Genomic DNA, 26,147 nt, shown 5'->3' on the forward strand with positions numbered 1-26,147 from the left:
AATGCGTGGTCTAAAATATATTTCCTGGGGTGATACCACCGGCTATGCAACTGCGGCGAAGTCCTATGTCGCAGCACTGGCCGATGCGGGTGCCAACATCAGCTGGTCTCCGATGGTTCCCGGCCCTCGTCTCTATGAGCCGGCTCTCGGCAAGGCGTCTCCAGCCCCTTCGCTGCAAAACATTTATCACCGCGATATTGAATACGACCGCGTCATTATTCACACCGTACCGGAATACTATCCAGAATGGTTGGAGCGCGAAAGAAAACCTGGCCGGCGCATATATGGATATACTGTTTGGGAGCTGGAAAGGCTTCCACGGCATTGGCCGGAAATATTGAACCAGCTCGACGGAGTAATCGTTCCTTGCCAATGGAATGTATCCGTCTTCCGCGATAGCGGCGTCCATGTTCCCATTCACGTCGTGCCGCATCTCTCCCAATTCGAAAGCATGCCCGAACCGTCCCCTGCGGATAGAGGCCGCCTTCTCGACCACCTGGGGGATTACCGAAAAAGCATCGACAACCGGTTTGTTTTCTATACGATTGGTTTCTGGTCACATCGCAAAGCCCCCTATTTGGCAATAGAGGCATATTGGAAAGCCTTTGCGCATGACGATCCAGTCTTGATGGTCGTCAAGACCTCGAACAAAGATATTACATGCTGGCATCGCAGCTGGCGCAATGGGTTTCGCCTGCGCCACCCTTCTCCGGCGCTCAGCATAGAGCGGATGATACAGAAATCCGGCGGCAAGCTGGCGCCTATCGCCCTGATTGCCGATGAGCAGCTCAGTGACGGAGAAATGCAATCGCTGCATGCCTTGGGCGATTGCTTCGTCTCATTGACCCGAACCGAAGGCTGGGGCCTGGGTGCTTTTGAAGCAGCCCGTCTGGGAAAGCCCGTGGTCATGACGGCCTATGGCGGGCAACTGGATTATTTGGCGGGTAACAGAAGCAAGCTGATCGACTATAAAATGATTCCGGTGCATGAGCCCACCTGGGCTTCCAGCTATACCCCCCAGGATTACTGGGCAAACCCAGATGTCAACCAGGCCGCGGCATGCATGCGAAATATATTTGACAAGCCAGATGCAGCGAGAGCCGATGCAGCACAGCAAGCGCTGCATATTGCACAGAAATTCCCACAAGACTCCATCGTTCGCCTTCTGTTGGAGATCCTGAATTGACCCGCAGCTCCATCCCCAATATTTTTCATTTTGTCTTTGGCTTAAGAGTACAGGATGAGCCATTTCACCTGATGTACTACCTTTGCCTGGCTTCGTGCATAGAGGTCAACCAGCCCGACGAAGTTCATTTTCACTACCACAACGAACCCTATGGCCCTTGGTGGGAGAAAATCAAGCCCAAGCTTGTCCTAAGAAAATTCAACCCAGACTACGCCATATCCAACTACCAATACAGCGATCCGGAAATTGCCAAGTTCCGCTATGCGCATCTTTCGGATTTCGCCAGGCTGGAGATACTGCTCAAGGAAGGCGGCATCTATGCCGACATAGACAGCCTTTTCCTTCGCCCCATTCCCAAGGATTGGCAAAGATCCCAATTCATTCTCGGCCATGAGAAGCCTACTCCCGAGGCGCCCGAGGGCGGCTCGCTATGCAATGCCTGGATCGCCAGCGCGCCGGATTCGGATTTCTGCCGCCTGTGGCTGGAAGAAATGGAAACCGCCTTCGATGGCAGCTGGAGCGCGCACTCCACTTTTCTGCCCTATCGCCTGGCCCGGCAGCATCCCAGCCTGATCCAGGTGCAGCCAGCCAGCTCGTTCTATGCACTGGACTGGAGCGCAGGCAATATCGCGGATCTCTTCCTGCGCGAAGTGGAGCTGCCTGCCGATGCCTACAGCCTGCACCTCTGGAATCATCTGTGGTTCGATCCCAAGCGCCTTGACTTCAGCCATTTCCATGCCAATATGCTGACGCCTGACTATGTAGCCTGGGCCCGGACCACGTATGCCCATTGGGCCAGGCCGTTCCTTCCCGCAGAAGCACCCACCAGCCGCGCCCGCTATCTTGCGCAGCGGGGCTGGAATGCGCTGCGCCACCCGCTGTGCAGCCTGCGCAGCTTTCTGAGATGAAATTTCCTGTTCCCGGCACCATCCAAAGCAGCATGAAGGAGCTGTACCGGCTGATTCAGGTCATGCGGCAGCTTCTGTCTGCGGAGCACAAGAAGAAGCTCTGGCTGGTCTCCATCTGGGCCTGCCTTTTTTCGCTGCTGGAGATGGGCGTGACCGCTGCCTCCGTGCCCTATGTGCAGTGCCTGGGCGGAACCTGCCCTGCGCCGATGGTCCGGCTGTCCGCACTCGCCGGCATCCATGTCATTGCGCTTTTCAGCATCGCCCTGTTCGCGCTGGTGGCTGTCAAGCTGCTGATGGAGGGCACTTTCAACTGGTTTGCCGGCAGCCTGCACCAGCAGGTGCAGCGCGACCTCGTGGTCCAGTTGCTGAAAGGCTATTTCCACATGGATTGGCAGGCGTTTCGGGGGCAGCACCACACGCATTACATGCACCGCTGCACCATCACCGCAGTGGACGCGGCCTATGTCAGCCAGCAATGCGTCGTCTTGATATCGACGACATTGCAGATTCTCTTCATCGCCGGGCTGATGCTGCTGCAATACCCTACCGCCTCCATACTGCTGGGCATAGGATTCCTGGTTTTCAATTTCATCGTCTACCGGATCGTCGACATCCCGCAAAAGCATACCTCGGCGGTGCGCGAGCGGGCCTTGAAGCGATTGAGCCTGGGCATGTCGGATTTCTTTGGCTCGTTCCGGGAGCTGCGCATCTATGGGATCGAGGATTTCTGCCTCAGAAACCTGAATGCGCCCATTCACCAGATAGCGAAGGCAAACAAGCGGATCGGCTTTCTGCCATCCCTGCCCCGGCTGCTGCTGGATTTTTTTGTTTTCGGCATCATCCTGGTTGCGGTCACCGCATGGCTTTATTTTGACAAGCCGATCAAGGACCTCATTCCCTATCTGATCTTCTATGCGATTGCGGCCCGGGCCATCTTGCCTGCGATGATGAAGCTGCTGAGCACGCGCTCCATCATCTTTGGCTCCATCATCAATGTGGAGCTGATACTGCAAGAGCTGCAGTGGGCCAGGTCCAACAGGCGCGACAGCATTCATATCCCGGTGCAGCCCAGCGACCAGCCCTCCTTCACGATAAGCAATGTGTCGTTTGCGTATGAGCCGGCAGCGCCATCGATCCTGGACGATGTCAGCCTCGCGCTGCCGCATCCCTCCTGGATGGCGGTGGTGGGCCCATCCGGCGCCGGCAAAAGCACCTTGCTGGAGCTGATGTGCGGCATCAGCCGCCCACAGTCGGGGCAGGTGCTGCATCTGTGGCCGGCAGACTCGGCCCGCCCACGCCCGCGGATCGCCTATCTGCCGCAGCAGGCCTCGTTCCTCGACGGCACGGCCATGGACAACGTGGTGTTCGGCTTTGACGCAGGCGACGAAGAGCGTGCCGCGCGCGCGCTGCAGCTGGCCCATTTGCCGGCTGGCGGACGCGCGCTGCCCGATGGACTGCAGACCCAGGTGGGTGCGGCGGGCAGCCGCCTGTCCGGTGGCGAGCGCCAGCGGCTGGCGCTTGCGCGCGTGCTCTACCGCGAGCCCGACCTGCTGCTGCTGGACGAGGCGACCTCCGGACTGGATGCGCAAACCGAGGAGCGCATCCTGCATGCGGTGCGCCGGGCCCGCCCCGACATGAGCGTGCTGTTCATCACCCACCGGCATGGCAGCCTGCGCCATGCCGATGCGATCGTGCAGCTGCAGGATGGCAAGCTGCTTGCCATGCAGCCCCCACAGGAGCCATGAGCACGCAGCACCAGCCCGTCGCGGTACTGGTCACCCCGGTATGGCCCAGCCCCGGCGGCTCCGGGCGGGCGCTGCGCGCCTGGGACTGGCTCCAGACCCTGGGCAAGGACCACCGGGTGCATATCGTCGTGTGCGCCACCAGCCCCGACACGGCCGCCCATGCGCCTTTGCACCCCGCGGTGCTTGCCCATACCTTCGTCGAGGTCCAGCCCGGCGCCCGCAACCGCTGGCTGCGCTGGCTCGGCCTGCTGCTGCCGCTGGGCGCCGTTGGCTGGCGGGCCTGGATGGCCGACTGGGCCCTGCCCACGGCCCGCGGCCGGCAGGCGCTGCAGGCACTCTTGCAGCAGCTGGCCAGCCCGGCGCCGAGCCGAATCGTCGTATTCCGGCTGGGCCTGCACGACGCGGCACGGCCGCTGCTGGCTGCCTTCCCGCAGGCGGTTCAGGAGCTGGACATGGATGACCGGGAATCCCACACCAGACTCAGCGTCGCGCGCGGCCTGCTGCGGATGGGCCGCATGAGCGAATCCTTGTATTGCGCCCTGGTCGGCATCCAGTACTGGCTGGTGGAGCGCCGCGCCCAAGGCCGCTACCGGCAGCTGTGGCTGGCCGCGGCACAGGACATCGCCGGCATGCGGACCCCGCTCGGCCAGCACATCGGCTGCCGGCCCAATCGCTTTCCCGCGCCGCATCCGGCCACGCGCAGGCAAGCGGCCGCGCTGCGCCTGCTGTTCGTGGGCACGCTCGACTATCCACCCAACGCGGAGGCTGCGAGATGGCTGGCCCTGCAGTTGGCGCCGCAGCTGCATGCTGTGCTGAAGGTGGCCTGGCAGCTCACCGTCGTGGGCCGCAATCCATCGCGGCAGCTGCAGCAGGTGCTGGCGGACGCCGGCATCCAGCTGCTCGAAAACCATCCACGCATTGAGCAGGCCTACGCAGACGCGGACCTGGTGCTGGTGCCGCTGTTCAGCGGCGGCGGCACCAAGCTCAAGACGCTCGAAGCCTTTGCGCATGGCCTGCCGGTGGTCTCCACGCCGCACGGCATCCGCGGCCTGGGCGCGATCGATGGCCAGCATTGCCTGGTGGCGGCCAGCGCCGCTGGCATGGCCCTGGCCGTGCGGGAACTTGCCGGCGATGCCGCATGGCGCCAGCGCCTGGGCGCCGCCGGGCAAGGGCTGTGGCGCGCGCAATTCCAAAGCCGCTGAGATGAGGCGCGAGACACTTCCCCCAGCCTCCCGGCTCGGCGCCGGCGCCACCGCGCTGGCCTTCGCACTGGCCTTTGCTCTCTTGGCCTGGCTGCTGCGGGCCTACGCCGGCTATCCCGCATGCAACTACGATGAAGCCCACTGGGTGGAGATTGCCCGCAGCGTGGACGAAGGGGTGGACTGGCCGGTTTCCGGCCCGGCCTTCCTCTATCTGATCCGTACGCTTGCCGCCGGATCCGGCCTCGGATACCCGGCCCTGTTCACCGCCGCCGGCGTCGGCGGCGTGCTGGCGGCCATCCTGGCGCTGCTGTGGGGCTATCGCAGGCTTGCGCCCACGGGTGCCGGCATGGTGCTGGCGGCCCTTGCGCTGTCGAGCTATTTCTGGGCCCCGCTGCTGGAGGCGCGGCCGCAGCAATGGGGGCAGGTACTGGTCTTGTGCGGCGCCCTGGGCTGCTGGCTGTGGCTGCAGCGGCGCGGCGGCTGGTTCTGGTTTCTGCTGCTGCCCGTGACCGCGCTCACCCACATCCTGAGCCACGCCATCTTGCTCTGGCTGTGCAGCGTGCTGGTGCTGGCCGATTACTTCGAAGGCAAGCCATTCACCCGCCGCCAGGCGGCTGCAGGCCTGGCGCTGCTGTCGAGCCTGGCGGTATACCTGTGGCCCCAAGGGCCCTACTCGGCCATGCTGTTCGATATCGTGCATGTCCACCTGCGCCGCATGCTGGGCTTCATCCCTGCGCTTGGCGCCGCCGCGCTGGCGGCCTGCCTGCTGGTGGCGGTGCTGCGGCGGCGCTGGCATTGGCGTGCCGAATGGTCGCAAAGCGCCGGCCAGCTGCTGCTGCGGCACCGGGCCGCGGCCCATGCCTGCGCACTGCTGCTGATCGCGGCCGCGCTGGCCCTGCAGGCCTGGCTCCTGCCAGCGCACGCTTGGCAGCCCTATGGCGGCTCCGCATGGCGCTTCCTGCTGTTCCAATCGGGCAACCTGCTGTTCGCGGGCTTTTTTGCGCTGGGCGTGCCGCCCTTCATCACCCTGCTGCTCGAAGGGCGCGGTGTGCCGCTGATGGGCCGGTTCCTGGTCTGGTGCCTGCTGGCATTCGGCATGCTGTGCACCGCCGCCATCATCGCGTCCGCATGGCTGCTGGACACCAACTGGTTCCTGCGCCTGCTGAACTATGGCCTGCTGTTCGCCGGCCCCATCGCCGCGATGGGGATCGCGCAGGCCATGGCGTCGCCCCGCACGGCATGGACTATCTTGCTGATTCCCCTGGGTGGCCTGGCCAGCCTGCTGTTCACCGTGCGGCCGCTCGGTATTCTGGGCTGCTGAGCCCGGCAGATCGCCGCAGCAGCAGGCATGAGCCCAGTACCTGCACGGGCGCCTGCAGCCATTGCTGCAGCGCCGGCCCCTCCAGCTCCAGGCTGTCGCGCCGCAAGTCAACCCCCTGGCGCCGAAACCATGCGGCGGCATGCTGCAGCCAGCTGCGCCGGGGCTGCGCGGGCGCGGGGGCTGCAGCGCCGGACCGCATGGGGCGGATGCAGACGCCTGCCGCCCCCTGCTCCAGCGCCAGGAGCTTGATGACTTCCAGCGCATCCGCCAGCGCCAGCCCCGGCTCCAGGTCGATGGCCATGAGGCCGGCCCGGCCCGAAGGGCGCTTGAGGCCGGTGGCATTGACCACCACCGTCTGCGCACGCTCGTGCGCTGCCGCGGCGGGCTCGCTCCAGTCCGCCGGGGAAAAAGCCATCAGCACCCGCAAGCGATGCCCGGCAGGGCCAGCTTCATGGCCTGCGGGCGCCATCAGCGGCCGAGGAGCGCCGCTGATTTCGCGGTACAGATGGTCGATGCGCTGGGCACACTGCGCAATGGTGAAGCGGCTTTGCGCGGCCGCTTTCGCAGACTGCCCCATCGCCGCCAACTGCGATTTGGAGGCCATGCACTGCGCGATCGCGCGCTTCCATGCCTGCACCTGCTCGGGGGCGTAGCAGCGGCCGCCGCCGGCCTGGCTCACCACCCACGACATGCCCGAGCCCTCCAGGTCGGACACGATGCAGGGCTTGCCGTGCTGCATGGCCTCGACCAGCACCAGGCCAAAGGCCTCGGTGCGCTCGCGCGAGGCCAGCGCGAACACGTCGCAGCTGTTGAAGAGCGCGTGCTTTTCCTCTTCGGAGACCGCGCCCAGCAGCTGCACGTTGGCGCAGCCCTGCGCGGCGCGTTCTTGGACTATCAGCTCCTGCAGCATGGCGCGCTGCTCGCCTTCGCCCGCGATGAGCAGCCGCACCTGCGGATACCCCGCCACCGCGGAAATCAGCGTGTCGAAGCCCTTGTAGTAGGTGAGCCGCCCCACCGACAGCACGCGCAGCGCGGCATCGCCCCAGGCCGCCGCCGTTGCGGGCGCCGCCGCGGCCGCATGCTCCTGCGCCAGGGGCTTGAGCCCCAGCGGCACCGCGATGGTCTTGTACAGCCAGCGCTGCAACGGCTGGCTCGCCGCCATATAGGGCGGCGAGGTGGCCAGGATCGCCTCGCTGGCCTGCAGCAGCTTGTACTCGAACGGCCGGTAGAGCTGGTAGCAGGCCGACAGCAGCCAGTCCCAGCGGCTGATGAGCACATCGGAATGCCAGTGCACCACCCACGGCACCCGGCGCGCGCCTGGCACCGCCAGCGCCCAGAAGGCCGCGTTGTTGGGCATGTGCAAGTGCATCACGTCGGGCTTGAAGCGCCGCAGCGCCCGCCACAAGGCCAGCGGGAAACCCAGCGCAATCGGCGCGAACACCAAGGTGATCTGCACCGGCACGCGGATGATCCAGGGCGGGTCGTGCGGCTGCGGATCGCCATGCACGATGGCCCGGGCATCGATGCCGCTGGCGCGCTGCTGGTTGACCAGGTCGGCCAGAAACGACTCCATGCCGCCGCGATGCGGCGGATAGTACTTGCCGATGTGCAGCACGCGCAGCGGCCGGCCGCCGGCGCTCATCGGCCACCGCCGCGCAGCTGCTGCAGCATGCCCTGGTACAGCGGATTCGCCGGATCCATGGCGCTGGCCTTGGCCATGTTTTCTATCGCGGCGGCGGTATCGCCCTGCTCGCGGTATACCAGCGCCTTGCCGTAGTAGGCGGGTGGATTGGGCTGCCTGGCGAGCGAATCGTCGAAGATGCGCATGGCCTGCGCATAGTCCTTCTTGCCGATGTGCGCAATGCCCAGGCCGACCACATAGCGCGTATTGCCGGGCTGGGCCTGCAGCAGCTGCCGGTAGTTGGCAATCGCCACATCGTAGTGTCCGGTGGGAATCGCCACCTCGGCCTGCTGCGCCAGGATCAGGCTGCGCATCTCGGCGGACGGGTTCAGGGCCAGCGCGCGGGCGTAGTTCTGGAATGCGGGCTCCAGCTGGCGCAAGGCCTGGTACGAAACCGCCTGGTGGTAGGGCAGCGTGGCATCTTGGAAGCCCTGCTTTTCCGCGGTGGCAAAGGCCTCGATGGCCTCGGGGTAGCGCTTGAGCAGCTCCAGCGCCATGCCGCGGTTGAACTGCGCCGCGCCCAGCGGCTCGCCCAGCGCCACCGCGGTGTCGAAGTCTGCCAGCGCCTGCTCGTAGTTCAGCTTCTCGAGCCGGTCCACGCCCCGGTTCAGGAAGGGCCGCCAGCGGCCGAAGGCATTGAAGGGCGCTTGCATGTCCACCTTGGCAGCGGCATCGCCCCAGGCGGTCTCGGGATTCTTCAGCGACATCACCCGCTCGGCGGCCAGGGCCGACAGCAGCAGGCACAGCACGCAGGCCAGCGCCACCATGATCCGGCGCGAGAGCAGCAGCAGCGCCAGCGCGAATAGCGCGGGCAGGAACATCGCCCAGAAATAGCTGCGGTACAGCACGAAGGGGTCCTGCAGCCAGGTGGTGATGAACTCGGTGGCATACATCATGGCCGCGCACACCAGCACCAGGCCAGCCAGCCCCCAGGCATCGCGCCGGCGCAGCAGCAGCGCCGCGCCTGCCAGCGCCAGCACCACGAAGCCCAGCGCTCCCGCGGCCTGCGGCATGGCGCTGAAGGCGAGCGGGAACACCGGCCGCATGTCCATCGACATCCACTGCACATTCGGCAGCCACCACAGCAGGCCATAGTGGAAGAACTGCGCCGCCTGGCTCATCACGCTGAGCGGGTAGACCCGCGCCGCAATGCCCGGATAGGCCTGCTCCAGCTGGTGCAGATAGGCGCCCGAGGTTTCGTCGAACGAGGCCGCGCCCACCAGCACGCCAAAGCGGCTCCACAACAGGGCGGCCGCCACGGCGACCACCGCCAGGGCGACGAGCGTCACCCCCGCCACCGTGCGCGCACCCGGGCGCCGCGCATAGACATACAGCGGCAAGGCCAGCCCCGGCAGGACGACCGCGTACTCCTTGCACATCAGCGCCAGCAGCACACAGGCCAGCGCGGCCGCGCCCCAGGCCCAGCTGCGCCGGGCCAGCGCCCGCAGATACGCCCAGCAGGCCAGCGCGCCGAACAGGGTGAGCATGACGACGCTGCGCTGCATCAGGTACCCCACCGCATACACCGCCACCGGATGCACCGCAAACAATGCCACACCGCAGAATACGGCGATGCGCCGGTTGCATGCGAAGTCCTGGTCGGCCAACGACTCCTCGGACCATTGCACATGCCTGAACAGCTCGGTCGTCAACAGCCAGATGGCCCCGCAGCTTGCCAGGTGCAGCAGCACGTTCAGCACCCGCTGGCCCGCGTAGCTGTCGCCCAGCAGCGGCTGCAGCCAGGCAAAGGTGCCGTAGGGCAGCATGCGCGTCTGCAGCCTCAGGTTTTCATACTGGCCGATGATGGTGCCGTCGGTCAGGCGCGCATCGTCGAACACCAGGGCATTGGACAAACCCAGGCCGTAGATGACGCCGACGCAGGCCAGCACGCATGCGATGCCAAGGGCAGGAAGCAGTTTGGATTTCATGGGCAGGGGAAAAATCGCTGTCGAATTCTATCGAATCCTCACTTCCTCCCTCTGGCGCCATAGGCGCAGTACCCCGGCCGCGGGCCTTTGTGCGGATGCAGGCGGCAGGTTTCGGGGCGCCGCTCGTAGACCGTGCAGCGGCGCGTCTGCGCATCGAGAAAGCAGCAGTCGCCGCTGGCGCGGCGCGCCATCGTGAAGAGGCTGTGCTTGTGGTTGAAGTGGTCGATCAGCCCGGCCTTGAGCAGGCGCCTGGCGATGCGCTTGGGCTCTTCGTGCTCTGCCTCGAAGGCATCCACCAGGCCGAGCCGCACCAGGTCGGGCAGGCGCACTTCCAGCGGCATGGTGCAGCAGTTGGCGGCGCAGCTGTCGCACAGGCCGCTCCTGTACTTGCTCCAGGTGTCCAGGCGGTCGACATCGACGATGCTGATGGAGGATTTCATGTCAAAACAATGGTTGGTCTGTAGGCAGCAAGCGCATATCGATCTTCAGGCCATGCCCTGCGCGGCCAGCGCATGCAGGCCCTCGCGGGCGCGCAGCAGCACCGCGCCGTCGTGCGCCGCCGCGTAGACCACCGAGGCCGCGTGCGAGAACTGCGGCGCGCCCGGTACCGCGAACAGCCGGCCCTGCTGCAGGTAGGGTGCCACCGTGCCGGCGCGGAAGTAGCCCGCGCCGCCCACGCTCAGCACATGGTGCAGCGCCAGCGGCCCCAGCGAGATGGCGACCGGCGGGTTGGACAGCTCGGCGAACGCCGCCTGGTGGTTGACCGCGAAGCTCGGTCCCCAGTCCACGTACACGTAGCGCTGCGCATCGAGCCGGCCGTCGGCCGCGCTGGTGACCAGCACCAGCTTTTCCTCCAGCAGCAGCTCGCACACCAGGCCCGAGCGCTGCTGCGGGTTGTAGAGCACGGCCATGTCGAGCGAGCCGTCCTCCACCCGGTCGAGCAGGCGCGCGGGCGCATCCACATCGGCGCGCAGCGCGACCGCGGGGCAGGCATGGTGCATCCAGCCGAGCCAGTCGGCCAGCAGCGGCTGCCAGAGGCTGGGCTCGGCCCCCACGCCCAAGCCATGCTCGCGCCCCGGCGGCAGCGCCACCTGCTGGCGGGCGCGCTCCCAGCCCTGGACCAGGCTGGTCGCATGGCGCACGAAACGCTCACCGGCCGACGTGAGCCGCGCGCCGGCCTTGTTGCGCACGAACAGCGGGCGGCCCAATTGCTGCTCCAGCGCCCGCACCCGGGCGCTGACCGCGGTCTGGGTCAGGTGCAAGCGCTCGGCAGCAGCCACGAAGCTGCCGCTGTCGGCGATTTCGAGAAAGGTGCGCGCCAGGTCGACGTCCATTTCAGTGCAATATTTTTGCTTTCAACAAGAATAATATTTCGTTTGCATGCATTCAAATCGATGCGCATCATAAAGGCCTGTCCACCGCGAGCCTGCCGCCCATGTCTGATACCCCCACTTCCGCCCTGCCCACCACCGCGCTGTGCGAGCTGCTGGGCTGCCGCCATCCGCTGATCCTGGCCGGCATGGGCGGCGTGGCGCGCTCGCAGCTGGTGGCGGCGGTGACCGAGGCCGGCGGCTTCGGCTTTCTGGGCATGGTGCGCGAGCCCGTATCGCTGATCCGGGCCGAGGTGCAGCATGTGCGCCAGGCCAGCAGCCGGCGCTTCGGCGTGAACCTGATCCCCGCGGCCACCGAGGCGCGCCTGCTGCGCCAGCAGGTGGATCTGTGCATCGAGCTGGGCGTGCCGGTGGTGGGCCTGTTCTGGGACGTGGCGCCGCAGGTGATAGCGCGGCTGCGCAGGGCGGGCATCCTCGTGGTGCACCAGGTGGGCTCGGCCGCCGAGGCGCTGCTGGCGCAGGAGGCCGGTGCCCACGCGCTGATCGTCCAGGGCGTCGAGGCCGGCGGCCATGTGCGCGGCCGCCAGCCGCTGGCCGAGCTGCTGGCCGACGTGCTGCCGCTGGCGCAGGTGCCGGTGGCCGCCGCGGGCGGCATCGCCGACGGCCGGCGCGTGGCGCAGCTGCTGGCCCAGGGCGCGCAGGCCGCGGTGCTGGGCACCGCGCTGCTGGCCACGCAAGAATCCTTTGCCCATGACTACCACAAGCGCCGCATCGTCTCGGCCCAGGCCGGCGACACGGTGCTGACCGAGGCCTTCCACATCAACTGGCCGCCCCATGCGCCCGTGCGGGTGCTGCAAAACAGCGTGACGCGCGGCGAGCGCGGCGACCCGCAATCCGCCGGGCCAACCCAGATCGGCGACGAACAGGGGCGCCCGATCTACCTGTTCAGCACCGATTCGCCGCTGCGCTCGATGAGCGGCGATTTCGAATCGATGGCGCTGTATGCCGGCCAGGGCGTGGATCAGATCACGGCCATAGAGCCAGCGGCCGTATGCCTGGCCCGCATCGTGGCCGAGGCCGAGGCGCACATGCGCACCCTGCCCCCGGGCATGCGGGCGGCGGCCCCGGTGGAGCTGAGTTCGCCGGTGTGCTATGCCGCCGAATTCGAGCGCGAGCGCAATGCGCCCATCATCGCCCGGCTGAACGAGCTGCTTGAGGCCGAGCGCGCCGGCGTGCGGGTGACGGTGCAGACGCTGGCGCAGATCCAGCAGCCGCAGCAGCCCGCGCTGCACGCGCTGCTCGAGGCCATTCACCACGATGAGGCACAGTGGTGCGTGCTGCTGGTGCATGCGATCCGCGACCTGGGCAGCAAGGCCGGCACGCGCACCGGCGACTTCCACGCCCAAGCCATGGCCATCCCCGATCTGCACGAGCGCCTGCGGTTTCTCAACCGCGGCCAGGGCTGGGTGGCCCGCAAGCTGCGCGAGCTGCTGCCGCTGGTGGAGGACGACCCGGCGCTGCACCGCGGCCTGGCACGCATGTTGCTCTCGCACGAGCAGAACCTGGACAAGGTGAACCAGGCACTGGGCGCCGTGCACTGACGCAAAACCGTCATCCGGCGGCGCGAAACTTTCACCTCACCTGCCCGCGCCGTGCGGGCCACGGAGATTGCCATGCTCTGGGAAAAGAAACTATCGCAATGGGTGGACGAGCTGCGCGCCCAGGCCGACCTGCCGGCACGCCTGGTGCTGTGGAACGGCCAGCAGCTGGATTTCGGCAGCTTTGCCCAGCCCGAGGTCACGCTCAAGGTCAACCAGGCAGCGGCGCTGCCGCTGCTGCTCGCCCCCAGCCTCGACAACCTGGGCGAGGCCTATGTCAAGGGCCAGATCGACTTCGAGGGCAGGCTGCCCGACATCATCAGCCTGGGCTATGCGCTGGCGCGCCGCAGCGTCGGCAGCAACAGCGCCAGCGCTGGCAAGCTGGCCCGGGTGGCACGCTATTTCACCCATACCAAGACCAGCGACCGCAAGGCGATCCAGTACCACTACGACGTCTCCAACGATTTCTACCGCCTGTGGCTGGACCCGGGCCTGGTCTATTCCTGCGCCTATTTCGAGAACGGTGACGAAGACCTGGCCAGCGCACAGCGCAAGAAGATCGACCACATCCTCACCAAGATCGAGCTGCAGCCCGGCCAGCGCCTGCTGGACATCGGCTGCGGCTGGGGCGCGCTGGTGCTGCGCGCAGCTGAGAAGTTCGGCGCGCACTGCGTGGGCGTGACGCTGTCGCAGAACCAGTTCGACCTGGCCAGCGCGCGCGTGCGCGCCGCCGGCCTGTCGCAGCGCGTGGAGATCCGGCTGCAGGACTACCGCGATGTGCAGGGCCGCTTCGACCGCATCACCAGCGTGGGCATGTTCGAGCATGTGGGCCGCAAGAACCTGCCGCAGTACTTCTCGCGCGTGTGCGAGCTGCTGGCCGACGACGGCGTGGCGATGAACCATGGCATCACCTCCACCGACCCCGGCAGCGGCGACACCGCGCTGGGCGGCAGCGAGTTCATCGACCGCTATGTCTTCCCCGACGGCGAGCTGCCCCACATCAGCCTGACGCTGGAGGCCGCGCAGCGCGGCGGGCTGGAGGCGGTGGACGTGGAGAACCTGCGCCGCCACTATGCCCGCACGCTGGAGCTGTGGACGCAGAACTTCGAGGCGCGCACGCCCGAGATCCGCGCCCAGGTCGACGAGGAGAAATTCCGCATCTGGCGCGTGTACCTGGCCGGCTGCGCCTATGCCTTCGAGCACGACGACGTGTCGCTCTACCAGATCGTCTGCCGCAAGGCCGGGCGCAGCGCCAGCACCCTACCCTGGTCGCGCAGGTACATGTACCAGAGTCGGTGAATGCCAGGGAGTCGAGATACTAAAAAGATAGCTTAAACCACTTACCAGTCAATGTATTCAATATGTTTTCATATTAAAACCATTACACAGCAAGCGCCAAAAGCTCACTTTTTTGCAACAGCGCTCAATCGACCGCGAACCCGGTTTCGGTGAGCTGCACCTCGCCATAGGGCCCGGTCTGCAGCCAGCCGCGCTGGTGCGCATACTCCAGCGCCGCCTGCTGCTCGGGCTCGCTGATCTGGTGGCGCGCCAGGTCTTCGAGCAGGTCGGCCGGGCTCATGCCGTCGCCGGCGCGCAGGCCTTGCTCGGTGACGAGGATGTACAGAATGCGCTTGGCGGTGGTTTCGGCGGCGGTGGTCATGGGGTCACTTGGCTTTCTTCATCCAGTCCGACAGCTCGTCGGCGTGTTCCTGTTCCTGCTCGAGGATCTGCTCGATCATGCGGCGCGTGGTGTGGTCCTTGTCGCCGATCAGGTCGATGACCTGCGTATAGGCCTCGATCGCCACGCGCTCGGCAATCAAGTTGGCGCGGATCATCGCATGCAGGTCCAGCTCGTCGTTGTAATCCGCATGCGAGCGCTTGGTCAAGCTGTCGGGGTTCAGGTCCGGCTCGCCGCCCAGCTGCACAATGCGCTGCGCAATGCGGTCGGCATGCGCCTGCTCTTCGTTGGCATGCACCAGAAACTCGCCGGCAATCGCCGGCGACTCCAGGCCGGTCGCGGTGAAATGGTGCCGCTTGTAGCGCAGCACGCATACCAGCTCGGTGGCCAGCGAGTCGTTCAGCAGCCGGATGATGTCTTCGCGCCAGGGCCCGAAATCCGGCGTCACCGCGCCGTCGTCCAGGCTCTTCTTGGCGGCGTCGAGGCGCTTTTGGTCAAGCACCAGCTTGGCTTGCTGGGAAGCGCTGCGGGTGGAATTGCTCATGGAAACATCCCTTTCATCGTGGTGTATAGGTTTGCTTCCAAGGTAACGCGCGGCCGGCGGCGCCGGTGTGAGACAGCTTCGCCAATGCGCGTACGCCTGCACTGCGGCCGCCGCCCCCAAGGCCAGCCGGCTCCGCTCAGAAACCGGCGCCCGGCTGCGCCAGGTAGGCCGCCTCCTCGGGCGTGCTGGCCCGCCCCAGGATCGCATTGCGGTGCGGAAAGCGGCCAAAGCGCGCCACCACCTCCTGGTGGCGCCAGGCGTAGTCCAGCGTGCCCTGCAGGAACTGATGCACATCCGCATCGCCTGCCGGTGCCACCGCCTGCGCCAGCGCCGCAAACGCCAGCACGCTGCGCCGCTGCATGGCGGGGTCTTCGGCATGCTCCAGCGGCAGGTAGACGAAGATGCGCAGCACCTCGGGCAGCTGCAGCTCCAGGCCCTTCTCCATCGCCGCCACGGCCAGCGCCAGCGCCTGTCCATCCCCGGCAATGGCCAGCGGCGTGCCGCGATGGATATTGCGGGTGAACTGATCCAGCAGCAAGATCAGCGCCAGCCGGCCCCAGGGCTCGCCGGCCCAGCCATCGAGCCGCCCGTGCAGCGCCGCCTGCAGCGTGGCGCCAAAGCGCTGGCGCATCTCGGCATCGAAGGCCTCGGATTTGCCGAACCACTGCTGGCGCCGGCCCAGCGCCTGGGCATTGTCCGGGCGGGCGGCGCCCAGCCAGAAGCGGAGGATGTCGTCGGCGCCCACGGTGGCAGGCGCGCCCTGGGGGCTGGATGCGAAAGTATTCATGACCATCAGTTATATACCCAATCGATAAAAATAACGCGCTGCACGCTGTGCGGACCGCCCCAGGCGCCGCCTGCTGTTGCACAATGTTTCGGGCTGCGCCGCCGCTGCGCGAAGCCTTCTGCCCAGCCATCGCGCTGCCACCTTTTTCAAGCTATATCCATGGTGTCCACAGCCTCCCGAGCCCGGCGTATCTGCCTGAACATGATCGTCAAGAACGAAGCGCCGGTGATCGAGCGCTGCCTCGCCAGCGTCCGCCCCTGGGTGGACCACTGGGTCATCGTCGACACCGGCTCCACCGACGGCACCCAGGAGCTGGTGCGCAAGGCCATGGAAGGCGTGCCGGGCGAGCTGCACGAACGCCCCTGGAAGAATTTTGCCCACAACCGCAACGAAGCGCTGCGGCTTGCCCGCCCGCAGGCCGACTACCTGCTGTTCATCGACGCCGACGAGCAGCTGAGCGTGCCCGAGGGTTTTGCCTGGCCCCCGCTCAGCGCCGACGGCTACTTTCTCACCTGCCGCATGGCGGGCACCGAGTACCAGCGCAACGGCCTCATCGCCACCCGCCTCGACTGGCGCTGGGTGGGCGTGCTGCACGAGTATCTCGACGCCCCCCTGGCCCGGCCCTGGCAGCAGCTGCCGGGGCCGCGGATCGACGTATCGCACGATGGCGCCCGCGCGCGCGACCCCGGCACCTACCTCAAGGACATCGCGGTGCTCGAACAGGCCCTGAAGGACGAGCCGGGCAACACCCGCTATGTCTTCTATCTGGCGCAGAGCTACCGCGATGCGGGCCAGCACGAGGCCAGCATGCGGCAGTACCAGCGCCGCGCCGCCATGGGCGGCTGGGAGGAAGAACGCTGGTTCGCCCAATACCAGGCCGCCGCCATGCTGGAGCGCGGCGGCGCCGCCCCCGAAGCGGTGCGCGAAGCCTATCTGGCCGCCTACGCCGCCCGGCCGCAGCGCGCCGAGCCGCTGCACGCGCTGGCGCGCTACTGCCGCGAGCGCAAGGACTTTGCGCTGGGCGCCCTGTTCGCGCTGCAGGCGGCGCGCATTCCAATGCCCGGCGACATCCTCTTCGTCGACGCCGAGGTCTACCGCTGGCGCGCGCTGGACGAGCTGACCGTCAACGCCTTCTACACCCCCCACCAGGCACAAGGGCGCGAGGCCCTGCGCCAGCTGCTGGCCGAACAGCACTATCCGGCCCACGAAAAGCAGCGCATCGAGGCCAACCGGCAGTTCTACGGACTGTGAGCGCGCAGCGCTGCGGCATGCGTTGATCGGCATGCCGCGGGGCTGGGCGGAAAGCTGTGCGAGAGCGCAAAAAGACAGAGCCCGCGCAAGCGGGCTCTATTCTTATGCCAGTCCGAGCGTATCGGACTGGCGCTTGGCCATGGTTTAGTCGATTGCCAGGCCTGCGCTGATATACCCAGTCACGGTGTTGACCAACGTCAGTCCGGTAGCCGTTGCAGAGGTAACGAACAACAGCCGCTCTCCTGCCGCCACGGGAATATTGAGCCCGGTGAGGATGCCAGATGATGTGTCGCCAATAGACAAAAGTCCTGTCAAAGCCGGCGCCAGTGTTACCACCGTACCGGGAACCGGAGAGAACGTATTGTTTCCTGAAGCTTTATAGACCTGCCCCGTCACGGTAACCGTCGATCCGATCAAACTCAACGCAAGCACGTTGCTGTAGAAGACGGAGATGGACTTGATGGTCCCACTACGAGGTACCGAGAATGCCGCGTTCAACGCCAGTCCCGGCCCTCCGGTGAGATCAATATTCGCTCCCAACAACGATACCCCGGGGGAAGAGAAGCCAAAACCCACCGCAGTGCTGGTCCCGACCAAGCCTCCGAGAATCGTTGTCATGATGGCTGGGGTACCCGATGCAAACGGAATGATCGCACCAGCACCCGTGGCGCCGGTAGCACCCGTATTGCCGGTGGCACCCGTAGCACCCGTTGCGCCAGTCGGCCCCGTGGCTCCAGTGGCGCCGGTTACCCCCGTCTCACCACTGGATCCCGCTGCGCCAGCCGCACCAGCAGGGCCCGTGGGGCCGGTGACGCCCGTCACGCCGGTGGCGCCCGTTGCACCGGTCGCGCCGGTGGCGCCGGTCACGCCGGTGGCACCGGTCACGCCTGTTGTTCCCGCCGCGCCCTGCAGACTCGTGCCGGAACCCCAATTGCCACCCGTCTTGGGCCCGAAGATCTGGTTGTTGGTGGTGTTGATGTAGAAGTCGCCGTCCTGGCCAACGCCAGCATCGGGATCAGCCGTGCCATTCAACACTGCAGCGCCCGTTGCGCCCGTGGGTCCGGTCGGGCCCGTGGCACCTGTGGCGCCAGTAGCTCCAGTAGCGCCGGCAGTACCCGTGGCACCTATCGTGCCGGCCGCACCAGTCGAGCCCGTGGCTCCAATCGCACCAGTGGGGCCTGTGGCGCCAGTAGCACCGGTTGCGCCAGTCGTACCCGTCGCACCAACCAGATGCGTGCCAGGCGTCGGCCAGGCACCGCCAGCCCTGGGCCCGTAGATGGTGTTGGTGGTGGTATCGATGTAGAAGTCGCCATTGCGGCCGGTGCCCGCATCAGGCTCGCCGGTGCCGTTCAGCACCGCATTGCCCCTGGCACCGGTGGGCCCGGTCGGGCCCGCGGCACCGGCGGCACCCGTGGCGCCATTCAGGCCATTCACGCCATTGGAACCCGTCAGACCCGTCGCGCCGGTAGCGCCAGTCGCGCCAGCGGCACCCGTGGCGCCGGTGGCACCCGTCGCCCCCACAGCGCCCTGCAGGCTGGTGCCCGGCCCCCAATCGCCACCCGTCTTGGGGCCATAGATGATCTTGGTCGTGACGTCGAAGTAGAAGTCACCGTCGTTGCCCTGCCCACCCGTCGGGCCAGAGGGGCCGGACAGAATGTTCGAGCCAGAGGCACCGGTGGGGCCGGTACTGCCCGTGGCGCCAATCGGACCCGTGGCGCCGGTAGCACCGGTTGCGCCTGTCGCACCACTGCCACCAGAAGCACCCGCGGCGCCGGTCGCGCCCGTGGCACCGGTTGCGCCCGTGGCACCGGTTGCGCCCGTCGCACCGGCGGGCAAGGCACCGCTGCCATCGGCGCCGGTGCCCGCATCGGCACGGCACGGCCCGACCTGGCCCGAGGCGTCGAAGCAGCTCAGGATCTTTTGCAGGTTGGATGCCGGCAGCGTCGGCAGCAGCACATTGTTGTTGGCTCCTTCGCCAATGCGCATGCGGGTGGCCGAGCCGGCGCTGTCCTGCACCGTGAAGCCGCCGCCTGCGGGGGGCTTCACGGTGATGTCGTCGGCCAGGGCCAGCGAGGTGGTTGCCAGAAGACCCAGGCCCAGGCCCCCGGTCAAAGCCATATGCAAACGAGAACGTGCAAACCGTGATGCGACGGACATAGAAAATCCCTTCCTGAAAATTCGACTCTGTTCTGTAAAAAATCAATGCCTGCCCGGCTCAAGCCTGGCGGCGCCCTCCGCGTGCACGGCGCCTGCCCCAGGCCAGCGCGCCACCCAGCAGCAGCGACAGCAGGCCCACGCCTTGCGCGCCAAGGCCTGGCACGGGCACTGCCGACTGCGAAGGATTGCCACCCGCACACTGGGCCGGCGCCTGCCGGGCAATCCAGATCCCCGGCCCCAGCGTGACGTTGCTCAGATTGGGCGCTGGCGCCTGGGGCCCGAGCAAGATGCCGGCGCAATACGGGCCGGCCACGGTGACAGCGCTGCGGTTGCCGTTTCCAAAAGTCAGCTGCCCGTTGACTCCGGTGGTCTGTGTCAATTCGGGCAGCGTGACGGTGATGGAGGAAGACTCCTGGCCTGAGACATCCAGGTTGTTGAAGGTGGTCGAGCCAATCAGCGCGATATTGCTGGTGCCGCACCGGTTGGTGAGCTTGACCGTGCTGCCGCCGGCGATGAAGCTGCCGGTATTGGTCCAGCTGTCGTTGACTTCCAGCAGGCCGCTGGGTGCGCCGTTGATGGTGCCGCCGTTGCGCACCTGCCTGATCTGGACCTCGGAGCCGGCGTTGAGATTCAACTGCCCAGTTCCGCTGGTGATGAGATCGGTACAGGACAGGGACTCCTCGGACCCAGAGGTCAAGGTCTGGGAGCCAGCGGGAATGTTCAGATCCGCCCAAACCGACGTGCCCTGCCACAACGTAAGCGCCATCACCGCAATGCTGCGAGCGTGTGAAGAAATCCTCATAGAGCCCCGTTCTTATTTAGTACAAATTAACTATTGGAGCTATTTGTATTTTTTTGCAGCAAACTACGCCAATTTGTAATGGATATCGCTATCAATTCGTCGATACATTTGCTCTCAAAAATTCACGCTCGTGCACAATTTAGGCGATTCCACAGGAAATCATGGTGTCATTGGATGATCTGGCATGCCGCCCACCCTGGCCACACGCCAATCCACACCGTATGAGAATGGATTTCTCAATAAATAGATGTTATTTTCTTATCGGTTATACCAATAAGAAAATTCGCTTGATTGCTGACGTTTTTTGATTTTTTGCAACACCGCGCCACCAAGGTGTTGGCGCGGCCGTGGACCGGGCGCGCTCGTTCCATGGCCTCCGCACGGCGCAGGCCAGCATGCCTGCGCGCGGATATCGGCAACGGCGGATGGGGGGAGGTCTGGGGTAGATGCCGCTGCGCCAGCAGCCGCCTGGCCCCGCGGGCGGCTGAGCGGTGCTCTTACAGCGCCGGGGCCGGAATACGCATGCCGCGCGCCGGCGTGGCAGCGCCGCGGCGGCCGTCGCGCCAACGCAGTGCCCAGCGTTCGATGGTGTGGAACGACAGCGCGGCCAGCGCCATCGACACCGGCAGGCCCACGGCCACCACCACCGGCCAGGAGTATTCGGCGCGCAGCCAGCGCACCACGGGGTAGTGCCACAGGTAGACGCCGTAGGAGATCTTGCCCAGCCAGACCAGCGGGCGGATGCTCAGCATGTCGAACACCACGCCGCGCTGGCGGTAGACCGCCACCAGCGTGGCCAGCGCCGCCAGCTCGGCCAGCGCAAAGCCCCACAGCAGGGCGCCGTTGTCATCCCAGCCCCAGGCCATCAGGAAGGGAAATACCGGCACCAGCCACAGCAGGTAGTGCTGCCTGGCCGCCAGCGCCTCGAACCACCCGCGGCGGTGGATGGCCAGCGTGGCCAGCAGGCTGCCCAGCAGCATGCCGGTGGCGCGGGTGTCGAAGCGGAAGAAGATCTGGTAGAAGGGCTGGCCCGCATCCACCCACCAGGCGCGCCACAGGAAGGCCAGCAGGTACATGAGCGCCACCGAGCCCCAGACGCGGGCGGGCGGCAGGCGGCGCAGCAGGTAGGCCAGCAGCACTGGCCAGACCAGGTAGTAGTGCTCCTCGACCGACAGCGACCACATGTGCAGCAGCGAATCGGGGCTGTCGAAGAAGGCGATGCCGTAGTCCGCCAGGTAGGCCATGGACACCAGCACGTCCTGCGTCACCGTGCCCTTGTCCTCGGGCCACAGCAGCGGCGCCACAACCCAGTAGGTGGCCAGGAAGAGCAACAGCGCGGGCATCAGCCGCAGGGCCCGGCGCAGGTAGAAGCGCGCATAGTCGATATGCCCTTCGCGCTGGTGCTCCAGCAGCAGCAGCGAGGTGATCAGGTAGCCGCTGAGCACGAAGAAGATGTCCACGCCCAAAAAAGCGCCGTCGAACAGCGGCACATGCGCATGCGACAGGAAAACCAGAATGATCGCGACGGCCCGCAGGCCGTCCATGGCGGGGTTGTACTTGAGCTGAAAACCTGACAAAACCAAGATCCTTCGACTGTGGCGGGCCACGCCCCGCCGCCGCGCAGACCAGAGAAAAGATCGCCCGCACGCGTTGTCACAGTGCCGTTGCAGCGCAGCGGCTCGCAGTTGCCTCACCCTTGCCGCTTGCCTTGAACAAGCCTTGCGGTCTTGCGCCGCGTGGGTTGGTGTGCACGAAACCGGAAAAGTTCGATGCCGATGTGCATTAAAAACTATAGCTCCCCATGCAGCACCGGCATGGCATAAGTCCGTGCGGAACACATGTCTTTGCAATTAAAGACATGCCGTCTCAAGATTGACGCAGCCAGCGCTGCGGCCGGCCTTACCGGCATCGAGCCCGGGTATCTACCGCTGAACGCCAAACGCACAACCGTTTCACGGCGGCCCACGGGATTTCCCTGACAGGCGGCCGCGCCTGTTTTGCCTAGGCTCGCAGTCCATGAGCCCGCATTCCCCCGCCCCCCACCGCCCGGTCGCCCAGATCCGCCTGTACCAGAACTGGCTGCAGGAGCAGCATGGCCTGCGCTTTGCCGACTATGCCGGCTTGTACCAATGGTCGGTCGACCAGCCCGAGGCCTTCTGGCAGAGCATCTGGGACTACCACGGCGTGGAATCCGCCGCGCCCGCCAGCGCCGTGCTGGCCGATGCGCGCATGCCCGGCGCGCAGTGGTTCCCCGGCGCCCAGCTGAGCTATGCGCGCCACATGCTCAGCCATGCCGATGCGGCGCATGCCCAGGGCCAGCCCGCCATCATCAGCGACAACGAACTCGGCCAGGTGCGCACGCTGAGCTGGCCCGAGCTGCGCCGCCAGGTGGCATCGGTGGCGCTGGCACTGCGCGCGCTGGGCGTGGAGCGCGGCGACCGCGTGGCGGCCTACCTGCCCAATATCCCCGAAACCGCCATCGCCATGCTGGCCTGCACCAGCATCGGCGCCATCTGGAGCGTATGCGCGCCAGACATGGGCGTGGCCGCGGTGAGCGACCGCCTGCGCCAGATCGAGCCCAAGGTGCTGATCGCGGTGGACGGCGTGTACTACGGCGGCAAGGCGCTGGACCGCGGCGCGGTGGTGAACCAGCTGCTGGCCGAGCTGCCCAGCGTGCGGCACCGGCTGATCGTGCACACGCCTTTTGCTACCATAAAGATAGCTGACAGCAAAGACTGGGAAAGCATTGCCTCCCGAAACGATGCTGAAACAGCCGCCTTCGAGCCCGATTGGCTGCCGTTCGACCACCCGATCTGGATCGTCTACTCCAGCGGCACCACCGGCCTGCCCAAGCCCATCGTGCACGGCACCGGCGGCATGCTGCTGAACCTGCTGGTGCAGGGCATGCATTTCGAAGTGGGCGCCAGCTACCGGGACAACAACCGCGATGAGCGCTTCCACTGGTACAGCTCCACCGGCTGGGTGATGTGGAACATGCAGGTGAGCGCGCTGCTGCGCGGCAGCACCATCGCCATCTTCGACGGCAACCCCTCAGGCAGCCGCGAGCAGGTGGACTGGGGCGTGCTGTGGCGCTTCGTGGCCAGGCACCGCATCACCACCTTCGGCGCTGGGGCGGCCTACTTCACCAACTGCATGAAGGCCGGGCTCGACGTGGCCCGCCTGCCCGGCCTGGCCCAGGTGCGGGCGCTGGGCAGCACCGGCTCGCCGCTGTCGGCCGAAGTGCAGCGCTGGGGCAGCGCGCAGCTCGCGCAGGCCGGCGCGCCGGGCGTCTACTGGTGCAACATCTCGGGCGGCACCGACTTCTGCGCCGCCATCATCGGCGGCAACCCCGAGCTGCCCGACGCCCCCGGCAGCATGCAGTGCCGCATGCTCGGCTACGCGGTCGAGGCCTGGGACGAGCAAGGCCGGCCCGTCACCGGCGAAGTGGGCGAGCTGGTCTGCCCCCGGCCCTTCCCGGCCATGCCGCTGTACTTCTGGAACGACCCCGGCAACCGGCGCTACCTGGCCAGCTATTTCGACACCTGGCCCGGCATCTGGCGCCATGGCGACTGGCTGAAGATCGCCGCCGACGGCAGCTGCGTCATCTACGGCCGCAGCGACGCCACCATCAACCGCCAGGGCCTGCGCATGGGCACCAGCGAGATCTACAACGCGATCGAGGCCCTGCCCGAGATCAGCGACTCGATGGTGATCGATCTGGAATACCTGGGCCGCGACAGCTACATGCCGCTGTTCGTGGTGCTGCGGCCCGGCGCCACGCTCGACGACGCGCTGCGCCAGCGGCTGGCCCAGGCCATCCGCCAGGCGCTGTCGCCGCGCTTCGTGCCCGACGACATCTTCCAGGTGGCCGAAATACCGCGCACCCTCACCGGCAAGAAGCTGGAGCTGCCGATCAAGAAGCTGCTGCTGGGCCACAGCGCCGCCCAGGTGCTGAACCCCGAGACCATGGCCAACCCCGGCAGCCTGCCCTGGTACGAGGCCTTCGCGGCGCAGCGCCCGCCCAACGCATGAAGGCTATCTTTACACTTCCGTCATATCTGGCAACGGGCGCGGCGCCCAATGCGGCATGCTCTGTTCTTACAATCGCGCATCATGCACCGCCGCTTACTTCTTTGCTCTACTTTATGCGTTGCCGCCTGGCTCTCCGGCTGCTCGATGGCACCGCGCAGCTACACCTTGTCGCAGCAGGAGCTGCAGGCGCTGGTGGCCAAGTCCTTTCCCCGCGAGTACCCGCTGCTGGGCCTGGTGACCATGGAGGTCTACGCCCCCGCGCTCAAGCTGCTGCCCGAGACCAACCGCATCAACGCCACCATGACCGCCAAGCTCTCGGGCAAGGTGCTGCCGCAGACCTACGACGGCGGCATGGACCTGGACTTCGCGCTGCGCTACGAGCCCCGGGACCACAGCCTGCGCGCCACCCAGGTCAAGGTCAACTCGCTGATGATGACCGGCCTGCCCGAAGGCATCGCCACCATGCTGCACGCCTATGCGCCGCGCGCAGCCGAGCAGGCCATGGACAACGTGGTGCTGCACCAGCTGCGCGACGAAGATTTGGCAAAATTGAAGAACCTCGCGCGCGAGCCGGCCACCTTCACCGTCACCAAGGACGGCCTGCGCATCGATTTCGCTAAGAGCAGCAAGTAAAGGAGAGAATCCATGAGCGCCCTGGCAAACTTCAGCGTCACCCGCAAATGGCCGGCCAAGCAGCCCGAGCTGCTGCAGCTGTATTCGCTGCCCACGCCCAATGGGGTCAAGGTCTCGATACTGCTGGAGGAGCTGGGCCTGCCCTACGAGGTGCACCTGGTCAACTTCGACAACAACGACCAGCTGTCGCCCGAGTTCCTCGGCACCTTCCCGAACAACAAGATCCCCGCGATCCTCGATCCCGATGGCCCGCACGGCCAGCCGATCGCGCTGTTCGAGTCGGGCGCGATCATGGTCTACCTGGCGGAGAAGACCGGCCGGTTCCTGCCGCTCGATCCGGCGCTGCGCTATCCCACGCTGCAGTGGCTGATGTTCCAGATGGGCGGCATCGGCCCCATGTTCGGCCAGGTGGGCTTCTTCAACATCTTCGGCGGCAAGGACTACGAGGACAAGCGCCCGTTGATGCGCTACGTGAACGAATCCAAGCGACTGCTCGGCGTGCTGGACAAGCACCTGCAGGGCAAGGACTGGGTGGTCGGCAGCGAGTACACCATCGCCGACATGGCCATCCTGCCCTGGGTGCGCAACATGATCGTGCGCTACGACGCCGAGGCGCTGATCGGCTGGGGCCAGTACCCCGAGGTGAGCCGCGTGCTCAGCCAATGGCTGCAGCGGCCGGCGGTGCAGCGTGGGCTGCTGATACCCGGGCGCTGATCAGCCGCCCAGCGCCACCAGCTTGAACACCGCGCGGGCGGTGCAGGCGATCCGGCCCGCGGTGTCGATGACATCGCCCTCGCAGAACACGGTGCGCGCGCCGCCGCGCAGCACGCGGGCCTCGATCAGCAAGTCCGTGGCCGCCGAGGCCAGGAAGTGGGTGTTCATCTCGATGGTGATGACCCCCAGCCCCAGCGGATCGTGCGAGCGCGCGGCCGCGCTCAGGGTGAAGTCCAGCGCGCTCATCATCGCGCCGCCGTGGCCATGGCCACGGCTGTTGACCAGCTCGGGGCGCAGCGGCAGGCGCGTGCGCGCCAGTCCGGGCTTCAGGCTGAGCGGCTCCAGGCCGATGTGCCGCATGAACGGCACGTCGATGCCGAAGTAGCCGCGCGCCAGGGCCAGGGCCTGCAGCGCGTCGCAAGGGGCGGCAACGCTCATTCGATCTCCGCCACCGCCTGGCCTTCGGCGATCTGCTCGCCCACGGCGACCAGCAGCTTGCGCACGATGCCGGCGGCTTGCGCCTCGACGGGGATTTCCATCTTCATCGACTCGACGATGATGAGGGTGGCGCCCGCCTCGATGGCGGCGCCTTCGGCGGTTTCGATGGCGGCAACCAGGCCGGCGATGGGACTTTCAATGGTGCTCATGG

The 26,147-nt window shown here is 66.4% G+C and carries 23 protein-coding genes; 11 read left to right on the forward strand and 12 right to left on the reverse strand.

Annotated elements, in window-relative coordinates; translation table 11 throughout:
* Position 1: 1 nt before the first annotated feature.
* The 5 genes from ACODRX_RS07565 to ACODRX_RS07585 are packed head-to-tail and all read left to right on the forward strand — an operon-like array spanning position 2 to position 6,362.
* Positions 2–1,186 carry a glycosyltransferase gene (locus tag ACODRX_RS07565; RefSeq protein ID WP_488870651.1) on the forward strand — a complete coding sequence of 395 codons (1,185 nt, stop codon included), beginning with the start codon at positions 2–4 and terminating at the stop codon, positions 1,184–1,186.
* The gene (locus ACODRX_RS07570; RefSeq protein ID WP_488870653.1) at positions 1,183–2,094 is read left to right on the forward strand and encodes a glycosyltransferase; all 912 of its coding nucleotides are present in this window, start codon (positions 1,183–1,185) and stop codon (positions 2,092–2,094) included. Before ACODRX_RS07565 ends, ACODRX_RS07570 begins: the two co-directional genes overlap by 4 nt.
* Positions 2,091–3,839 (forward strand): ATP-binding cassette domain-containing protein, encoded by a 1,749-nt coding sequence (locus tag ACODRX_RS07575; RefSeq protein ID WP_488870654.1) that lies wholly within the window; start codon positions 2,091–2,093, stop codon positions 3,837–3,839. Before ACODRX_RS07570 ends, ACODRX_RS07575 begins: the two co-directional genes overlap by 4 nt.
* A complete protein-coding gene (locus ACODRX_RS07580) occupies positions 3,836–5,041 on the forward strand; it encodes a glycosyltransferase (RefSeq protein ID WP_488870655.1) in 1,206 nt (401 codons plus the stop codon). Before ACODRX_RS07575 ends, ACODRX_RS07580 begins: the two co-directional genes overlap by 4 nt.
* A gap of 1 nt (position 5,042) precedes the next feature.
* Entirely contained in the window at positions 5,043–6,362 is a 1,320-nt protein-coding gene (locus tag ACODRX_RS07585) for a hypothetical protein (RefSeq protein ID WP_488870656.1), read from the forward strand.
* Here ACODRX_RS07585 and ACODRX_RS07590 read toward each other — a convergent pair.
* Genes ACODRX_RS07590 through ACODRX_RS07605 form a run of 4 tightly spaced genes read right to left on the reverse strand, consistent with a single transcriptional unit; the run spans position 6,328 to position 11,305 of the window.
* Entirely contained in the window at positions 6,328–8,004 is a 1,677-nt protein-coding gene (locus ACODRX_RS07590) for a glycosyltransferase (RefSeq protein WP_488870658.1), read from the reverse strand. The two genes, ACODRX_RS07585 and ACODRX_RS07590, sit on opposite strands and share 35 nt — an antisense overlap.
* Positions 8,001–9,971: a tetratricopeptide repeat protein gene (locus ACODRX_RS07595; RefSeq protein ID WP_488870660.1), complete on the reverse strand. Its 1,971-nt coding sequence runs from the start codon at positions 9,969–9,971 to the stop codon at positions 8,001–8,003. Before ACODRX_RS07595 ends, ACODRX_RS07590 begins: the two co-directional genes overlap by 4 nt.
* Positions 9,972–10,009: 38 nt before the next feature.
* Positions 10,010–10,411, reverse strand: coding sequence for a YkgJ family cysteine cluster protein (locus tag ACODRX_RS07600; RefSeq protein WP_488870661.1), 402 nt, complete (start codon positions 10,409–10,411; stop codon positions 10,010–10,012).
* A gap of 45 nt (positions 10,412–10,456) precedes the next feature.
* Positions 10,457–11,305 carry a LysR family transcriptional regulator gene (locus ACODRX_RS07605; protein ID WP_488870662.1) on the reverse strand — a complete coding sequence of 283 codons (849 nt, stop codon included), beginning with the start codon at positions 11,303–11,305 and terminating at the stop codon, positions 10,457–10,459.
* A gap of 101 nt (positions 11,306–11,406) precedes the next feature.
* On the opposite strand from ACODRX_RS07605, the gene ACODRX_RS07610 reads away from it, so the two are divergent.
* Both ACODRX_RS07610 and ACODRX_RS07615 read left to right on the forward strand, forming a co-directional pair.
* Positions 11,407–12,903 carry a nitronate monooxygenase gene (locus ACODRX_RS07610; RefSeq protein WP_488870663.1) on the forward strand — a complete coding sequence of 499 codons (1,497 nt, stop codon included), beginning with the start codon at positions 11,407–11,409 and terminating at the stop codon, positions 12,901–12,903.
* A gap of 72 nt (positions 12,904–12,975) precedes the next feature.
* Positions 12,976–14,199, forward strand: a complete 1,224-nt coding sequence (locus ACODRX_RS07615; RefSeq protein ID WP_488870664.1) for a class I SAM-dependent methyltransferase — start codon at positions 12,976–12,978, stop codon at positions 14,197–14,199.
* A 124-nt stretch (positions 14,200–14,323) separates the two neighbouring features.
* On the opposite strand, the gene ACODRX_RS07620 is transcribed toward ACODRX_RS07615, so the two are convergent.
* The 3 genes from ACODRX_RS07620 to ACODRX_RS07630 form a co-directional block, all read right to left on the reverse strand.
* Complete coding sequence (locus ACODRX_RS07620; protein WP_488870665.1) at positions 14,324–14,560, reverse strand: hypothetical protein; 237 nt, start codon at positions 14,558–14,560, stop codon at positions 14,324–14,326.
* 4 nt (positions 14,561–14,564) lie between these two features.
* Positions 14,565–15,122 (reverse strand): ferritin-like domain-containing protein, encoded by a 558-nt coding sequence (locus tag ACODRX_RS07625; protein WP_488870667.1) that lies wholly within the window; start codon positions 15,120–15,122, stop codon positions 14,565–14,567.
* Positions 15,123–15,258: 136 nt separating this feature from the next.
* Entirely contained in the window at positions 15,259–15,909 is a 651-nt protein-coding gene (locus ACODRX_RS07630; protein WP_488870669.1) for a DUF924 family protein, read from the reverse strand.
* 159 nt (positions 15,910–16,068) lie between these two features.
* On the opposite strand from ACODRX_RS07630, the gene ACODRX_RS07635 reads away from it, so the two are divergent.
* Complete coding sequence (locus ACODRX_RS07635) at positions 16,069–17,160, forward strand: tetratricopeptide repeat-containing glycosyltransferase (RefSeq protein ID WP_488870671.1); 1,092 nt, start codon at positions 16,069–16,071, stop codon at positions 17,158–17,160.
* A gap of 144 nt (positions 17,161–17,304) precedes the next feature.
* Here the strand turns inward: ACODRX_RS07635 and ACODRX_RS07640 are convergent, their stop codons facing one another.
* The 3 genes from ACODRX_RS07640 to ACODRX_RS07650 all read right to left on the reverse strand — a co-directional run bounded on the left by ACODRX_RS07640 (position 17,305) and on the right by ACODRX_RS07650 (position 21,696).
* Entirely contained in the window at positions 17,305–19,317 is a 2,013-nt protein-coding gene (locus ACODRX_RS07640; RefSeq protein WP_488870672.1) for an exosporium glycoprotein BclB-related protein, read from the reverse strand.
* A 58-nt stretch (positions 19,318–19,375) separates the two neighbouring features.
* The gene (locus tag ACODRX_RS07645) at positions 19,376–19,951 is read right to left on the reverse strand and encodes a hypothetical protein (RefSeq protein ID WP_488870673.1); all 576 of its coding nucleotides are present in this window, start codon (positions 19,949–19,951) and stop codon (positions 19,376–19,378) included.
* Positions 19,952–20,616: 665 nt separating this feature from the next.
* On the reverse strand, positions 20,617–21,696 hold the full coding sequence (locus tag ACODRX_RS07650; RefSeq protein ID WP_488870674.1) for an acyltransferase family protein: 1,080 nt from the start codon (positions 21,694–21,696) through the stop codon (positions 20,617–20,619).
* Positions 21,697–22,135: 439 nt separating this feature from the next.
* Here ACODRX_RS07650 and ACODRX_RS07655 point away from each other — a divergent pair, with 439 nt between their 5' ends.
* The 3 genes from ACODRX_RS07655 (at position 22,136) to ACODRX_RS07665 (ending at position 25,498) form a co-directional block, all read left to right on the forward strand.
* Positions 22,136–24,151 carry an acetoacetate--CoA ligase gene (locus tag ACODRX_RS07655; RefSeq protein ID WP_488870676.1) on the forward strand — a complete coding sequence of 672 codons (2,016 nt, stop codon included), beginning with the start codon at positions 22,136–22,138 and terminating at the stop codon, positions 24,149–24,151.
* 144 nt (positions 24,152–24,295) lie between these two features.
* Positions 24,296–24,784: a DUF1439 domain-containing protein gene (locus ACODRX_RS07660; protein WP_488870678.1), complete on the forward strand. Its 489-nt coding sequence runs from the start codon at positions 24,296–24,298 to the stop codon at positions 24,782–24,784.
* A 12-nt stretch (positions 24,785–24,796) separates the two neighbouring features.
* Complete coding sequence (locus tag ACODRX_RS07665; protein ID WP_488870679.1) at positions 24,797–25,498, forward strand: glutathione S-transferase N-terminal domain-containing protein; 702 nt, start codon at positions 24,797–24,799, stop codon at positions 25,496–25,498.
* On the opposite strand, the gene ACODRX_RS07670 is transcribed toward ACODRX_RS07665, so the two are convergent.
* Both ACODRX_RS07670 and ACODRX_RS07675 read right to left on the reverse strand, forming a co-directional pair.
* Positions 25,499–25,936, reverse strand: a complete 438-nt coding sequence (locus ACODRX_RS07670; protein ID WP_488870681.1) for a PaaI family thioesterase — start codon at positions 25,934–25,936, stop codon at positions 25,499–25,501.
* Positions 25,933–26,145 carry an acyl-CoA carboxylase biotin carboxyl carrier protein subunit gene (locus tag ACODRX_RS07675; protein ID WP_488870682.1) on the reverse strand — a complete coding sequence of 71 codons (213 nt, stop codon included), beginning with the start codon at positions 26,143–26,145 and terminating at the stop codon, positions 25,933–25,935. Before ACODRX_RS07675 ends, ACODRX_RS07670 begins: the two co-directional genes overlap by 4 nt.
* Positions 26,146–26,147 lie beyond the last annotated feature (2 nt).

The sequence above is a fragment of the Comamonas sp. FG99 genome, from assembly GCF_057808605.1.